A 14,233-nucleotide genomic window follows, 5' to 3' on the forward strand; every position below is an offset into this window, starting at 1 on the left:
ATCGTTCGCACAACGGACACGTCAGAAGGGGACGTCGATGCCTTACTACCGGCGAGTAGGCGAGATCCCGCACAAGCGGCACACCGCGTTCCGGAAGCCGGACGGCGGGCTCTACGCCGAGGAGCTGATGGGCGTCGAGGGCTTCTCCGCCGACTCCGCGCTGCTCTACCACCGCGGGCTGCCGACGGCGATCGTCGACGCCGTCGCGGTCGCGGAGGACCGCGGGTCGCTCACCCCGAACCACCCGCTCAAGCCGCGGGCGTTCCGGACCCAGGACCTGAAGTTCGGCGGCGAAGCCGACGCGGTGACCGACCGGCGCCGCCTGTTCGGCAACAACGACGTCACCATCGGGTTCGTCACGGCGACCGCTCCCAGCCCGCTGTACCGCAACGCGGCCGGCGACGAGCTGTTCTACGTCCACGGCGGCTCCGCGACCTTCGAGACGATCTACGGCCGCCTGGAGGTCGGCGACGGCGACTACGTCGTGATCCCGACGTCGTGCACCTACCGGGTCGTCCCCCACGGCGAGGTCAACCTCTTCACCCTCGAGGCGCGCGGGCACATCGGGCCGCCGAAGCGGTACCTGTCGGCGAAGGGCCAGTTCCTGGAGCACTCGCCGTACTGCGAGCGCGACATCCGCGGCCCGTCGGAACCGCTGCTGGAAGACGGCGAGGACGTCGAGGTGCTCGTGCGGCACCGCGCCGGGCTGACCCGCTACACCTACGCGACGCACCCCTTCGACGTCGTCGGCTGGGACGGCTGCCTCTACCCGTGGGTGTTCAACATCGACGACTTCGAGCCGATCACCGGCCGGGTGCACCAGCCGCCGCCCGTGCACCAGACGTTCGAGGGGCCCAACTTCGTCGTCTGCTCCTTCTGCCCGCGGAAGGTCGACTACCGCGAGGGCGCGATCCCGGTGCCGTACAACCACGCGAACGTCGACTCCGACGAGCTGATGTTCTACGTGCGCGGCAACTACGAGGCCCGCAAGGGCTCGGGAATCGGGATCGGCTCCCTCTCGCTGCACCCGTCCGGCTTCACGCACGGCCCGCAGCCGGGCGCGGCGGAAGCGTCGATCGGCGCGGAATTCTTCGACGAGACCGCGGTCATGGTCGACACGTTCGCGCCGCTGGAGCTCGGCGAAGCCGCCGACGCGTCCGAGGACCCCGGCTACGCGTGGACGTGGTCGCGCCGCGGCCCTAAGTCATAGTCAAGTTTCGGGAAATACCGTCCCCTCTCCGTTCCGGCGCCCGGATAATGGCATTCCGGGTGGCGGAACGGGGAGGGTTCGATGATCAATTCCCAACCAGCGCGGCAGAAGCGGGGAAAAATTCTCCCCTTCCTGGCCGCGATCGTGGTCGCCGCCGGGTTGATCATCGGAATCCGGTACTGGACCAGCAGCTCGAGCGACGACGCCGACGCGCCGAAATGCTCGGGTGCCGACGCGGTCGCGCTCACCATCGCGTCTTCCCCGGAAAAGGCCGGAATAGTCCAAGAGGCCGCGAAGGCCTACTCCGGACGGTCGGTCGCCGGGCACTGCGTCGACGTCGTCGTGAAGTCGAAGTCGTCGGGAATCGCGATGCAGGCGCTGGCGAACGGCTGGAACGAAGCCACCGACGGGCCGCGCCCGGACGTCTGGACGCCGGCCGCGAGCGGCTGGGTCAACCTGCTGCGCGTCAACGCGAAGGGCGACACCGGCTCGATCGTGCCCGACGGCGATCCGCAGTCGATCGCCAACGCGCCGCTGGTCGTCGCGATGCCGAAGCCGATGGCCGAAGCGCTCGGCTGGCCCGGCAAGGCGATCGGCTGGACGGACCTGGCCGCGCTGGCCACCGACCCGGCGGGCTGGGCGAAGTACGGCCACCCGGAGTGGGGCAGGTTCCGGCTCGGCAAGACGAACCCGAACATCTCGACGTCGGGCCTGAACGCCACGATCGGTGCCTACTACGCCGCCACCGGCACGTCGTCGGACCTCACCGCGGCCGCGCTCGAGAAGCCGGACGCGAAGCAGTTCGTCACGAACATCGAGCAGGCGATCGTGCACTACGGCGACACCACGCTCACCTTCCTGACCAACCTGCAGAAGGCCGACGACAAGGGCGCGGCGCTGTCGTACATCTCGGCGGTCACCGTCGAGGAGAACTCGCTGATCGGCTACAACCAGGGCAACCCGACGAACGACCCGGCCAAGGTCGGGCAGCACGGACCGCCGAAGGTGCCGCTGGTGGCGATCTACCCGGGTGACGGGACGCTGAACTCCGACCACCCGTTCGTCACGTTGAACTGGGCCGACCAGACGCGCAAGCAGATCGCCGCGGACTTCCTGGGCTACCTGCGGATGGACGAGACGCAGGCGAAGTTCGCCGCGCTCGGCTTCCGGTCGTTCGATGGCAAGCCGGGCCCGCAGGCGACCCCCGCGAACGGCGTTCAGCCGGACGCGAAGATCACCTTCCTGCGGCCGCCGTCGCCGTCGGTGCTGTCGAAGCTGCTGGCGTCGTGGACAGACCTGCGCAAGAAGGCGAACGTGCTGCTGGTGGTGGACGTCTCGGGCTCGATGGGCGATGAGGTGAAGGGCACCGGCAAGAGCAAGATCGACCTGGCGAAGCAGGCCGCGATCGACTCGCTCGGCCAGTTCGTGCCGCGGGACCAGGTCGGGCTCTGGCAGTTCTCGACCCGCCTCGACGGCGACAAGGACTACCAGGAGCTGCTCCCGGTCCAGGCGCTCGGGACCGGCGGCAAGGAGACGCTGGCGATGCGGCTGAGCGGGCTGACACCCCAGTCCGGCACGGGGCTGTACGACTCGTCGCTGGCCGCGTACGAGTACCTGAAGGCCCACCTCGACCCGGCGGCGATCAACGCGGTCGTGGTGCTCACCGACGGCCGCAACGAGGACTCCGGCGGCATCGACCTGGAGCACCTGGTGCCGCAGCTGCGTCCGGAGGGCAACGCGGAATCGGTCCGGCTGTTCACGATCGCCTACGGCTCGGACGCCGACCAGGACGTGCTGAAGCAGATCGCGGAGGCGACCGCGGGTTCGGAGTACGACTCGTCCAAACCGGACTCGATCAACCAGGTCTTCACGTCCGTGATCTCGAATTTCTGATGAAGTTCGCCCGTGAGCTCGCCGAACCGTGGGGGCTGCTGCTCGCCGCCACGTCGGCCGGGGTGGCGTGGGCCGTGCAGCTGCCGGTCGTGGCCGCCGTCGGGGTCGGGGTGGCGGTGCTCGCCGCGCGGGCGGGCGTGGCCGTGGCAACCCGCGAGAAGGAGCCCGCACCGCGCGAAGTGCGGGTGCTCAACGTCGCCGCCGGGTCGGCCGAGGAGAACTGGCTGCACCGGGCGTCGGCCGCGGCGGCGGGGTTCGCCTCGCTGAGCGGCTCGCTCGCGTCCGGCCCGCTCGCCGACCGCGTCGCGGACATGGAGCCGGTGGTCCAGGAGACGCTGTCGACGCTCAACCGCCTGGCGGGCCGCGCTTCGGCGACCGGCCTGGCCCTGTCCCGGGTCGACCTCGACGCCGTCGCCCACGAACGACGTCGGCTGCAACGCGAGCTGCGCACGGCCAACCCGGAGGTGCGAAGCGACCTCGAGCAGGCACTGACGGCGGTGCAGGCCCAGGCGGACGTCCACGCGCGGCTGTCGGGCGCCCGCAACAAGCTGCTGGCCCAGCTGCAGTCGGGGGCACTCGGCCTGGACAGCCTGGTGGCCCGCGTGGCGGAGCTGACGGCGGCGACCACGGACATCGCGGTGGACACCGGCGCGGTCCGCGAGCTGAGCGACCAGCTGGAGGGCATCCGGCAGGGCGTGCTCGAGACCGAGCAGGCGACCCGGAAGTCGCTGGGTTAAGCGGCCACCGGCGTCCGGTCGTGCCGGGGCAGCAGCAGCGGCGTCGCCAGCACGAGGATCCCGGCGACCCCGATCGCCACGCGCGGCCCCGCGACGCCGGCGAGCAGGCCCCAGATCGCGGTCAGCGTGGCGATCGCCGCCTTGGTGCTGACCGACCACGCCGAGAGCGTCCGCGCGATGCGGTCCGGCGGGAGCTGTTCGAGCCGGTAGGTCGCGAGCACCGGGTTGAAGACGCTGCAGCACACGATCAGACCGAGCTCGACGACCATGACGTACCCCAGCCCGCCGGGGCCGGCCGGGATGAAGGCGAGCGCGAGCAGCCAGCACGCCCTCAGCGCGCCCGCCGTGACCAGGACGGGGTGGCGGCCGAACCGCTCGACGAGCCGCGGGGTCAGCCGCGAGCCGGCGAGCCCGCCGAGGCACGGCACCGCGAACGCGAGCCCGTACTGCCAGGGCGTGAACCCGAGCTGGTTCAGCATCAGCACGGCGAGCAGCGGCTCGGTGCCCATGACCAGGCCGTTGAACACCATGGCGTTGAGGAGCAGCGGCCGCAGGCCCGGGTGGGCCAGCAGGAACCGCCACCCGTCGGCGAGATCGCTGACGCGCAGCCGGGCGGCGTTGCGCGGGCGCGGTTCGTCCCCGCCGATGGCGCGGATCCCGAGTGCGGAGAGCAGGAAGCTGACGGCGTTGGCGACCACCGACGTCACCGGCCCGAACAGCGCGAACGCCGCCCCGCCGAGCGGCGGGCCGAGCGCGGTGGCGGTCCAGTTCGTCGATTCGAACCGGCCGTTCGCCACGAGCAGGTCCTCAGGCGGCACGAGCCCCTTGAGGAAGGCGCCGCTCGCCGAGGTGAACGTGATGTCCGCCGCGGCGACGACCACCGACACGGCGAGGAGCTGGGCGAAGCTCAGCACGCCGAGGGCGTAGCAGGCGGGCACGCTGATCAGCGCGGCGAACCGGACCAGGTCCATGCCCACCATCACCGGCCGCTTCCGGCGGCGATCGACCCACGGCCCGAGCGGCACGGCCACGAGCGCACCGACCGCGGGCCCGACGGCGGCCAGCGCCGAGACGGCGGCGGGCCCGGCGTGCAGCACGAGGATCGCCAGCATCGGGAAGGCGCCGAACCCGAGCCACGTCCCGAACGCGCTCACGGCGTAAGCCGACCAGAGCCACCTGAACCGCGGTCCCAGCGACCGCCCGCGCATCACCGGGAGATCAAAGCCGGGAACGGCCGCGCGGGGCAAACAACCGACGCGGCGGCGTGCCACAACGCCGCGTTGTGAATCTAGAGTCGGTCGTCGTGGACCTCGAGGCCGTGCGCACCTTCGTCGCCGCCGTGGAGGCGGGCCGGTTCCAGGACGCCGCCACGGACCTGTCGATCACGCAGCAAGCCGTCTCGAAGCGCATCGCCGCGCTGGAGAAGACCCTCGGGGCCCGGCTGTTCACGCGCACCGCCCGCGGCGCCCGGCTGACCGGTGACGGCGAGGCGTTCCTCCCCCACGCCCGCGAGCTGCTGTCGGCCGAGCTGCGTGCGCTGGCGTCGGTGCGCACCGGGCCGCTGCGGGTCGACGTCATCGGCCGGCGGCTGGGCCCGGCTACGTTGCTGCGCGGATTCCACGAGGCCCACCCGGACGTCGCGTTGGAGGTCGTGACGCTCCTCGACACCGCGGTCGCCGCGATCCGGGACGGCTCGATCGATGCGTCGTTCCGCGCCGTCCTCGCGCTGCCCGAGGACCTCGAGGCGCAGTGGGTGCTCGACGAGCCGATCCAGCTGTTGTGCGGCCCCGGGCACCCGCTCGCCGAATCGCCTTCGGTGGCCCCGGCCGAGCTGGCCGGGCACCGGATCTGGCTGCCCGGCGTGGTGCCCGGGACCGAGTGGGGCGCGTACTACGCCGAGTTCGCGGCCGCGTTCGGCCTGTCGATCGACGCCGCCGGTCCGAACTTCGGCACCGAGGTCGTCCTGGACACGATCGCGGCGTCGACGGAGGTGGCGACCCTGGTCGGGGCGGGGAGCCGGGTGTTGTGGCCACCCGAGCACGACCTGCGGCGCGTGCCGGTCGAAGGGCCCGTGCCGGTGTACCCGCATTCACTGGTGTGGCGCCGAGGCAACGCGCACCCCGGGCTCGCCGCGCTGCGGCGTCACCTCGCGAAGAGCGAGCGCGCCGCCGATGCGTGGCGGCCGGACTGGGCGCGCTACCCCAGCCAGACCGTGCCCAGCACCGGGTAGCCCGGGAGGCCCGTCTTGGCTGCGCCCGGCTTGGGTGCTCCGGCGATCCACAGGCGGCCCGTGGCCGCGATGTTGGCGGCCATCGACGGGTCCGCCTTGGGGAGGCGGAACGGGACCACGCGGCCGTCGGCGAGCATGGTCAGGCCGCTCAGCCTGGCCGCGCCGTGGCGGCCCATGCGGACCGGGCCGTCGGGGACCGCGCGCAGCTCCGTCCAGTGGTCGGCCGCGAGGGGGCGGGCGAGGGCCAACGAGCGCAGGACGGCCGCGAGCGCGCCCAGCAGCGCGCCGGCTCCGGACGTCCACGCGATCCAGCCCACGGCCGGGAAGTCGAGCCCGACCCAGCCCGCGAACAGGGCCAGCACCAGCAGGAACGCCGCCGTCGCGCGCAGGTCGCGGGCGATCTGGCGGCGGTGGGCGGTCAGCACCGGGTCGAGCCTCGGGGAACCGGACCCGGCCGGTTCCGGCACCGGCGACGCACCCGGCGGAGGCGTGTCGTGGATCCGGGCGCGGCGGACCCGCACCACGCCGGGGAAACCGACGAACACCTTCGGGCCCCGCCCCAGCAGCCAGACGCGCCGGTGCCCGGCCACCAGCAGCCGGTGCGCTTCGTCGAGCCGGACGCGCAGCCAGCGGCCGTCCGGCAGGCGCACGCCGACCGTCCGCCCGGCCGCGACCAGGCCGCCGGCGGTGATGTCCACCTGCCGGAACGCTTCCCGCTTCAGCCGCGTCTCGGGCACCCGGACGTACGCGCGGTACAACCACCACGCCTCGATCGAGCCGGCCAGCACGAACGTGCCGAGCGCCAGCGCCACCCCCGCGCCGGCAACGAACTGGGCGACGCCGAACACGACGAAGAACCCGGCCACCAGCCGCCGGTTCACCGTGTCGCGGCCGAGGCGGTCGAGGTACTCGCCGAAGATCGGCAGTGCCCCGGACGGCATGGCGGGGTCGAGTTCGAAAGCGCGGACGCGCTCGGGGACCGGGACGATCGGCACGCGGAACCCCCAGGGGGTCGGAACGGTTACCGGCCTTTTCGACAAACTGGGCACCGGCGTTACCGGATGCGCCGTTCAGCGGAATGGACGTGATCGCCACGACTATCCAGACCGGCAAATTCAGGTTAGGCTCACCTAAGTAGGAGGGGAGCCGTGACCGAGGCCCCCACATCCGTCCGCCGCCCGCCGGCACCGAACCCCGCCGAGCGCGCCAAGACGATCGCGACCCGCAACGGCCCCGCGTCGTTGCTGCCCACCTGCGATCGCGCCGACCTCAGCGGCGAGCGCGTCGTGCCGGTCCTGCACCACGTGCACCACAGCGGCAGCGTCAGCGTGCTGCTGCCCGACGACCACCCGATGATCGGCGCGGCGAAGCAGACCCAGCGCGGGGAGCTGGCCGTGATGGTCGAGCTCGCCGACCAGGCCCCGGTCGCCCTGCGGGAACCGATCCGCGGGCTGCTGTGGATCACCGGCTGGCTGCGGCCGCTCTCGCCGGTGTCCGCCCGCGCGCGGGCCGTGGCGATCGCCGAGACCCGGCCGGACGAGCGGCTCCTCGACGTCGGCCACGGCGTGACGCTGCTGCGGCTCACCCCGGCGTCGCTCGTGCTCGCCGACGCCGAGGGCACGCACTCGCTGCGCCCGCACATGTTCAGCGCCGCGCCGCCGGACCCGTTCCACGACTACGAGGCCCGGTGGCTGCGGCACCTGGAGAGCGACCACTCCGACGTCGTCGAGCAGCTGGCGAAGCACCTGCCGGCGGCGCTGCGCGGCGGCCGGATCCGCCCGCTCGGGCTCGACCGGTTCGGGCTGCGGCTGCGCGTCGAGTCCGACACGGGCGACCACGACGTGCGGCTGGCGTTCTCGAAGTCCGTCGACGACCCGTCGCAGCTCGCGTCGGAGCTGCGACGGCTGGTCGGCTGCCCGTTCCTGCGCGGGCGGTCAGGCTAGCTCGGCGGGGAAGCCGCCCTTCGCGATCGGCCCCCAGCTTTCGATCGTGACGCGGATGATGCTCTTGCCCTGCTTGACCATGGCTTCGCGGTATTCGTCCCAGTCCGGGTGTTCGCCCGAAATGCTGCGGAAGTAGTCCACGAGCGGCTCGACCGAATCCGGGACGTCCAGCACCTCGGCGGTGCCGTTGAGCTGGACCCACTGGTCGTTCCACTCGTCGGACAGCACGCAGGCCGAGACCTGCGGGTTGCGCTTGACGTTCACGACCTTCGCGCGCTTCGGGTAGGTCGAGACGACCAGCCGGCCCTCGGCGTCGGCGCCGCACGTGACCGGCGAGAGCTGCGGGCCGCCGTCGGCCTTCGTGGTCAGCAGGATCGCGCGGTGGCGGGTCGACAGGAATTCGACCAGCGCGGCGCGGTCGACGGTTTCGTTGGTGGCGATGCTCCTCGGCATACCCCGAAGGTAGCGTGCGTCCATGACGTTCACCGCGCGATCGTGGCTGGCGCCGGCCCGCCCCGAGTTCCCCGGGACGATCGAGGACCCGGCCGAGCGCCGCGCGATCAAGCTCGAGCTGCTGATCGTCTTCGGGATCACGCTGGGCCTGTCCGGGGTGCGCAGCCTGCTGTCCCTTGTGGACTCGCTGCTGCAGCCGGTGCCGCTGGCCCAGCAGCAGACCCAGCTGAACGTGCCGCAGGCCGCGGCGAGCCTGATCGACCTGCTCAAGCAGCTGCTGTCGGCGGCCCAGCTGGTCGGCTGGGGCGCGCTCGGGCTGTACCTGCTGTGGCGTGCGGGCATCAAGGTCACGCAGCTCGGCCTGGACCGCCGGTCGCCGGGCCGGGACGCGCTGCTGACCGTCGCGCTCGCCGCGCTGATCGGGATCCCCGGCCTGGCGCTGTACTTCGTCTCCTACCAGCTCGGGTTCAGCCTGGCGGTGCAACCGTCCACTTTGGGCGATACGTGGTGGCGGCCGATCTCGCTGACGCTCTCGGCGTTCGGCAACGCCTTCGCCGAAGAAGTCCTGGTCATCGGCTACTTGCTGACCCGGCTGCGGCAGCTGGGCGTCCGGGAGAACACCGCCGTGTTCGGCGCCGCCGTGCTGCGCGGGTCGTACCACCTCTACCAGGGGTTCGGCGGGTTCGTCGGGAACCTGATCATGGGCCTGGTGTTCGGGCGGCTGTGGCAGAAGACCAACCGGTTGTGGCCGCTGGTCGCCGCGCACACGCTGTTCGACTTCGTGTCCTTCGTCGGATATGCCCTGTTGAAGGGGCACGTTTCCTGGTTGCCCTGACTAAGATCGGGGGGTGATCGACGAAACGGCACCTCCCCGGGTGGACAGCGAAGTCGGACCCCTGCGCGCGGTGCTGCTGCACCGGCCCGGCAACGAGCTCAAAAGGCTGACGCCCCGCAACAACGACCAGCTCCTGTTCGACTCCATCCCCTGGGTCGACCGGGCCCAGGCCGAGCACGACGCGTTCGCCGAGGTGCTGCGCAGCCGCGGCGTCGACGTCCTGCTGCTGGCCGACGCGCTGCGGACGGCACTGGAGGACGACCGCGCCCACGCGGCGGGGGTGCACGCGGCGGTCGACGACCGGCGGCTCGGCGGCGACCTGGCCGACTCGCTGCGGTCGCACCTCTCCGGCGTCGATGCGGCCGGCCTCGCCGAGGTGCTGATGGCCGGGATGACGTTCGAAGAGCTCCCGTCGGCCGAAGGTGCGTCGCTGGTGCGGATGATGAACCACCCGCACGACTTCGCCGTCGACCCGCTGCCGAACCTGCTGTTCACCCGCGACTCGTCGGTGTGGATCGCCGACCGGGTCGCGGTTTCGTCGCTGAACATGCCCGCGCGCCGCCGCGAAACCGCGGTGCTCGACCTGATCTACGCCTACCACCCGCAGTTCCGCCACGCCGCCCGCGCGTACGGCGCCCACTCGGCGCCCATCGAGGGCGGCGACGTGATGCTGCTGGCGCCGGGGGTGCTCGCCATCGGCGTCGGCGAGCGGACCACGGCGGCCGGCGCGGAGTCGCTCGCCCGGTCGGTGTTCGCCGACGGCATCGCGCACACCGTGCTGGCGGTGCCGATCGAGCAGTCCCGCGCGACCATGCACCTGGACACGGTGTGCACGATGGTCGACGCCGACGCGGTGGTGATGTACCCGCTCGCGCGCGATTTGCTGACGGCGTTCACGCTGCGCCCGACCGGCGACGGCGGGGTGAAGGTCGCCGGCCCGGCGCCGTTCCTGGTGGCCGCGGCCGAGGCGATGGAGATCGACCGGCTGCGCGTCATCGACACCGGCCTCGACCCCGTGACGGCCGAACGCGAGCAGTGGGACGACGGCAACAACACCCTCGCGCTGGCGCCCGGCGTGGTCGTCGGCTACGAGCGGAACGTCGAGACGAACGAGCGGCTGGAAGCGGCCGGCATCGAGGTGCTGCCGATCGCGGGCTCCGAACTGGGCTCCGGCCGCGGCGGCCCGCGGTGCATGTCCTGCCCGGTCCGGCGCGATCCACTGTGATGGAGCCTTCCCGGAAACGCGCACGCCATTAGGGAAGGCTTACCTAAATTAGGTGAGTCTTCTTTAGGAATGGTAAACCTAATAGGGGGCAGATCACCAGTACCAAGTGGTCGAAAATCGAATTCTGCCGTATCGTGGTGGCCATGGCCCTCACGAAGAAGAAAGAGCCGCGCTCGAAGTTCTACGAACTGCTGCAGGCGCAGATCCACAACGAGTTCAACGCGTCACAGCAGTACATCGCGCTCGCGGTGTGGTTCGACGCCGAGGACCTGCCGCAGCTGGCGAAGCACTTCTACAAGCAGTCCGTCGAGGAGCGCAACCACGCGATGGCGCTCGTGCAGTACATGCTCGACCGCGACCACCACGTCGAGATCCCCGGCACCGGGGAGGTGCGCAACGACTTCTCCGGCGTCACCGAGCTCATCGAGCTCGCGCTCGAGCAGGAGAAGGAGGTCGCCGCCGACATCTCCGCGATGGTGAAGGCCGCGCGTGCCGAAGAGGATTACATCAGCGAGCAGTTCACGCAGTGGTTCCTCAAGGAGCAGGTCGAAGAGATCTCGCAGATGAGCACGCTGCTGAACGTCGTCAAGCGCGCGAACGGCAACCTGTTCGAGGTCGAAAACCACCTGTACCGCGAGTCCGTCGGCGACGGCGGCACCGACTCGCAGATGCCGCCGGTGGCCGGCGGCAAGCTCTGACGCTTTCGCAGTCCTGAAACCGGAAACCCGGGCTCTCCCCCTGTGGACAGCCCGGGTTTCCGCATGCGGCCGGCCCGTCAGCCGGCGCAGTCCTGGGTGACGCTCATCAGGCTCGTCTGCACGACACCGGCGTCGCCGAGCCGGAAGTGGTAGTCGGCGGCGGCGCTCGCCGGGGCGACAACACCGCCGGTCTCCTCCTTCGCCGCCGGGTAGGCCGCGAGGATCTGGTCCTTCGTGGACCCGGCGCCGATGCCTTCGGCGGTGTGCGCGGCCACGTCCGGGGTGACGACGACAAGGCCGCCCGCCTTCGAAATGACGACGCTCGCGGCCGCGGGCACCCCGCTGCCCTGTGCCTTGTAGACGGTGCAGCTCGCCCCGGCCTGCGCGTCGCTGAGCGTGACGGTCTGCGCGAGGACGTCGGCCTCGGACATGCCGAGCTTGAGCTTGCCGAAGCCGTCAGCGGCGAGCAGCGGCCCGCTGGTCACCCCGGCGAGCGTGGACGGCGAGGGGGAGGACGGCGGCCGCGGCGAAGGTGACGTCGACGCTCCCGGCGGCGCGGAAGCCTGGATGCTCTGCGTGCTGGTCGGCCCGGGCGTGGACGGCTCCGGCTGCCGGCCCGGCGTGAGGTTTTCGGGTGGCTTGACGCTGCTCACGGTCCCGTCGGCGGTCATCACCGCGGTGCCGTCCTCGGTGTGGAGCCGGATCATGGTCAGCCCACCCGCGACGGCGACCACGGCCGCCGCGACCCCGGCCACGGCCTGCACGACGTGGCGGCGACGGCGACGCCGTTGCGCACCGGCGACGATGACCGTGCCGGCTTCCGGCGGCGGAGGCAGGTCCAGCCGCTCGTCGGCGAACAGCGCGCGCAGGCGCTGCTCCAGTTCGTCCTCGGAGATGTTCAACCCGCACCACTCCCTTCGCTTTCGCCGTCGGCCGACTTCAGCTTCATCCGCAGCGAGGCGATCGCCTTGCTGGCCTGGCTCTTGACGGTGCCCTGGGTGACACCGAGGGCACCGGCGATCTCCGCTTCCGAGAGACCTTCGTAGTAACGCAGCACCATCACGGCACGTTGTCTCGGCGGCAGGGTTCGTAACGCACGCCACAGCGGCTCGTGCTCGAACGGATCGGCCGGCACGTGCGGGCTGGTGTCCGGCAGGTCCGCCACGAGGTTCTCGCGACGCGTCCGGCGCCAGCGGCTCACGTGCGCGTTCGCCATCGACCGGCGGACGTAGGCCAGCGGGTCGCCCGTCTTCTCGTGGACGTAGGCCCAGCGCGAACCCATCTTTTCCAGGACGGTCTGCACCAGGTCCGCGGCGTCGTGCGGGTTGCCGGTGAGCGCGTGGCCGTACCGCAGCAACCCCGGCAGGGTGGCCTGCACGAAGTCGCCGAAGTCGACGAACTCGCCAGGCAACGTCGCGGCCCTCCCTCGGCCTGCGCTGGTCACCCAGCTCCCTTCCCCGGTGAAGACGGGTGCCGCAGCCGTCACCGTATCGCCTCCCATCGGGGTCGGGTAGCCAGAAGCCGAGCCGCTTTCCTCCCCAACACGCATCACAGCCCCCTCAGGTTGCCCGCGTCCCCGGCCGATTTCGCTCTCGATCGGCCGGGGGATGATCTGCCCACGTCAGCGGTGGGCGAGCGAGCCGGGCAGCCGGAAACCGCCGCCTTCGGACTCGCGGAACTCGTGCACGCCGACGACGGCCGCGTGCGGGATCGGGCCGTAGACGTGCGGGAACCAGATCCCCGCCGGATGCGGCGGCGCGCCGTCTTCCCAGCGAACCGGCGACCCGACCTTCGCCGGGTCGATCTCCAGGAGCACCAGATCGGTGCGGCCCCGGTAGCGCACGTTGGCCGGCAGGTGCGCCGTGCCGAAGTCGGAACAGTGGATGAACCCGGCTTCCCCCAGTGAAGGCGGCCGGTACTCGCCGCCTTCGCCCACTTCGGCCCACTCGGCCGCCCCGCAGATGTGGAGTATCACGCCGAGAATCGTCCCACCGGCACGATCCGGCGGCGGTGTCTCTTACACCACATAATGCCTGGTTGAACGCTCATTCAGCGGTGAAGGACCGCCGGTTCGTACCGACGGTCCGGCACCTGCCGACGACGCTCAGCGCAGGGTCAGCTGACGGCCGATGAGGCCGTCGCGCGCACGACGCTCGGTCGCGTTCAGCGGCTCGTCGTCGAGCGACTTCAACGCCGTCTCGAGCCGGGCGCCGAGAGCGTCCTTGGCTTCCGCCCATTCGCGGGCGTGGGCCTCGGAGTCGAGGTCCCAGACCGGGACGAGCAGGCCGTGCGCCCGGAACGAGCCCGCGTACCGCGAGCCCTCGCCGAGGCCGAGCTCGCCGGCCGCGGACAGCCGGGCCAGCGCCTGGAGCAGCAGGTTCTCCGGCTCCGGCCGGACCCAGCGCAGGTGCGCCTTGTCGCCGGCGAGGACCCAGTAGGCGCCCGAGCCGAGCCGTTCGGTCGGCATGATCGCGGCGTTGGCGCGCTCGAGCGAGACGGCGACGTCACCGGTGGCGTCCGCGTCCTCGGGCAGCCACCAGCCGAAGTCCTGGTGCAGCGTGACGTCGAGCTCGGCGCCCGGCGTCAGCAGGTCCTGCAGCCGCGTGTGCTCGTCGGCGGACGGCGGGGTGGTGGTGTCCGGCACGCCGAGGACGTCACCCTCCTTGGCGTCCAGCAGCCACTTCAGCGACCGGCCGAGGTCACGGCTGATGTCGGAAGAGCGCGTCTGCACCTGCAGGCCGAGGTAGCGCCGTCCGTCGGAACGGACGAACGCGGCCGCCGCCATCGGCAGCACGGTCCCGAGGGTGACGTCACCACCGTCGGCGAGGGTGAGCTGAGCCGTCGCGGACGGCACGAACTCACGCAGCGCGATCAGCTCGGGCTCCGCCACCAGCCCTTCGAACGGCTGGCCGACGAAGACGTCGCGCACCTTCGGCTTGCGGTCCGATGCCTGCTTGGGACCCTTCTTGCGCGCGCCCTTGCCCACTGCTGCCTCCTCTGGCTCGGCTT

The 14,233-nt window shown here is 71.5% G+C and carries 15 protein-coding genes; 8 read left to right on the top strand and 7 right to left on the bottom strand.

Features of this window, described 5'->3' with window-relative positions:
- Positions 1–37: 37 nt before the first annotated feature.
- From Q5425_RS09390 to Q5425_RS09400, 3 genes are all read left to right on the top strand, one after another.
- Entirely contained in the window at positions 38–1,210 is a 1,173-nt protein-coding gene (locus tag Q5425_RS09390) for a homogentisate 1,2-dioxygenase domain-containing protein (RefSeq protein WP_308671726.1), read from the top strand.
- Positions 1,211–1,291: 81 nt separating this feature from the next.
- On the top strand, positions 1,292–3,103 hold the full coding sequence (locus Q5425_RS09395) for a substrate-binding and VWA domain-containing protein (protein WP_308671727.1): 1,812 nt from the start codon (positions 1,292–1,294) through the stop codon (positions 3,101–3,103).
- The gene (locus tag Q5425_RS09400) at positions 3,103–3,840 is read left to right on the top strand and encodes a hypothetical protein (RefSeq protein ID WP_308671728.1); all 738 of its coding nucleotides are present in this window, start codon (positions 3,103–3,105) and stop codon (positions 3,838–3,840) included. The genes Q5425_RS09395 and Q5425_RS09400 overlap by 1 nt, the downstream gene beginning before the upstream one ends.
- Here the strand turns inward: Q5425_RS09400 and Q5425_RS09405 are convergent.
- Entirely contained in the window at positions 3,837–5,051 is a 1,215-nt protein-coding gene (locus Q5425_RS09405) for an MFS transporter (RefSeq protein ID WP_308671729.1), read from the bottom strand. The two genes, Q5425_RS09400 and Q5425_RS09405, sit on opposite strands and share 4 nt — an antisense overlap.
- Before the next feature lie 92 nt (positions 5,052–5,143).
- Here Q5425_RS09405 and Q5425_RS09410 point away from each other — a divergent pair, with 92 nt between their 5' ends.
- Positions 5,144–6,070, top strand: coding sequence for a LysR family transcriptional regulator (locus Q5425_RS09410; RefSeq protein ID WP_308671730.1), 927 nt, complete (start codon positions 5,144–5,146; stop codon positions 6,068–6,070).
- On the opposite strand, the gene Q5425_RS09415 is transcribed toward Q5425_RS09410, so the two are convergent.
- Entirely contained in the window at positions 6,037–7,065 is a 1,029-nt protein-coding gene (locus Q5425_RS09415) for a hypothetical protein (RefSeq protein ID WP_308671731.1), read from the bottom strand. The genes Q5425_RS09410 and Q5425_RS09415 overlap by 34 nt on opposite strands.
- Positions 7,066–7,218: 153 nt before the next feature.
- Between Q5425_RS09415 and Q5425_RS09420 the strand changes: the two genes are divergently transcribed.
- Positions 7,219–8,013: a DUF2470 domain-containing protein gene (locus Q5425_RS09420; RefSeq protein ID WP_308671732.1), complete on the top strand. Its 795-nt coding sequence runs from the start codon at positions 7,219–7,221 to the stop codon at positions 8,011–8,013.
- On the opposite strand, the gene Q5425_RS09425 is transcribed toward Q5425_RS09420, so the two are convergent.
- Positions 8,005–8,466 (bottom strand): PPOX class F420-dependent oxidoreductase, encoded by a 462-nt coding sequence (locus Q5425_RS09425; RefSeq protein ID WP_308671733.1) that lies wholly within the window; start codon positions 8,464–8,466, stop codon positions 8,005–8,007. The two genes, Q5425_RS09420 and Q5425_RS09425, sit on opposite strands and share 9 nt — an antisense overlap.
- 22 nt (positions 8,467–8,488) lie before the next feature.
- Here Q5425_RS09425 and Q5425_RS09430 point away from each other — a divergent pair, with 22 nt between their 5' ends.
- From Q5425_RS09430 to Q5425_RS09440, 3 genes are all read left to right on the top strand, one after another.
- Entirely contained in the window at positions 8,489–9,301 is an 813-nt protein-coding gene (locus Q5425_RS09430) for a CPBP family intramembrane glutamic endopeptidase (protein WP_308671734.1), read from the top strand.
- A 40-nt stretch (positions 9,302–9,341) separates the two neighbouring features.
- Positions 9,342–10,526 (top strand): arginine deiminase, encoded by a 1,185-nt coding sequence (locus Q5425_RS09435; RefSeq protein ID WP_308671950.1) that lies wholly within the window; start codon positions 9,342–9,344, stop codon positions 10,524–10,526.
- 143 nt (positions 10,527–10,669) lie between these two features.
- Positions 10,670–11,224 (top strand): ferritin, encoded by a 555-nt coding sequence (locus tag Q5425_RS09440; protein ID WP_308671735.1) that lies wholly within the window; start codon positions 10,670–10,672, stop codon positions 11,222–11,224.
- A 77-nt stretch (positions 11,225–11,301) separates the two neighbouring features.
- On the opposite strand, the gene Q5425_RS09445 is transcribed toward Q5425_RS09440, so the two are convergent.
- The 4 genes from Q5425_RS09445 to Q5425_RS09460 form a co-directional block, all read right to left on the bottom strand.
- On the bottom strand, positions 11,302–12,126 hold the full coding sequence (locus tag Q5425_RS09445; protein WP_308671736.1) for a hypothetical protein: 825 nt from the start codon (positions 12,124–12,126) through the stop codon (positions 11,302–11,304).
- Positions 12,123–12,635 carry a SigE family RNA polymerase sigma factor gene (locus Q5425_RS09450; protein ID WP_308671737.1) on the bottom strand — a complete coding sequence of 171 codons (513 nt, stop codon included), beginning with the start codon at positions 12,633–12,635 and terminating at the stop codon, positions 12,123–12,125. Before Q5425_RS09450 ends, Q5425_RS09445 begins: the two co-directional genes overlap by 4 nt.
- 210 nt (positions 12,636–12,845) lie before the next feature.
- Complete coding sequence (locus Q5425_RS09455; RefSeq protein ID WP_308671738.1) at positions 12,846–13,199, bottom strand: DUF952 domain-containing protein; 354 nt, start codon at positions 13,197–13,199, stop codon at positions 12,846–12,848.
- A 129-nt stretch (positions 13,200–13,328) separates the two neighbouring features.
- A complete protein-coding gene (locus Q5425_RS09460; RefSeq protein WP_308671739.1) occupies positions 13,329–14,210 on the bottom strand; it encodes a DUF5926 family protein in 882 nt (293 codons plus the stop codon).
- Positions 14,211–14,233: the final 23 nt, after the last annotated feature.

The sequence above is a fragment of the Amycolatopsis sp. A133 genome (genome assembly GCF_031082405.1).
GTDB lineage: Bacteria > Actinomycetota > Actinomycetes > Mycobacteriales > Pseudonocardiaceae > Amycolatopsis.

What these genes read in the sequence shown, in the direction of transcription:
- Q5425_RS09440 (WP_308671735.1), top strand. Translation starts at nt 10,670, where the DNA reads ATGGCCCTCACGAAGAAGAAAGAGCCGCGCTCGAAGTTCTACGAACTG.
- Q5425_RS09390 (WP_308671726.1), top strand. Translation starts at nt 38, where the DNA reads ATGCCTTACTACCGGCGAGTAGGCGAGATCCCGCACAAGCGGCACACC.
- Q5425_RS09430 (WP_308671734.1), top strand. Translation starts at nt 8,489, where the DNA reads ATGACGTTCACCGCGCGATCGTGGCTGGCGCCGGCCCGCCCCGAGTTC.
- Q5425_RS09400 (WP_308671728.1), top strand. Translation starts at nt 3,103, where the DNA reads ATGAAGTTCGCCCGTGAGCTCGCCGAACCGTGGGGGCTGCTGCTCGCC.
- Q5425_RS09395 (WP_308671727.1), top strand. Translation starts at nt 1,292, where the DNA reads ATGATCAATTCCCAACCAGCGCGGCAGAAGCGGGGAAAAATTCTCCCC.
- Q5425_RS09425 (WP_308671733.1), bottom strand. Translation starts at nt 8,466, where the DNA reads ATGCCGAGGAGCATCGCCACCAACGAAACCGTCGACCGCGCCGCGCTG.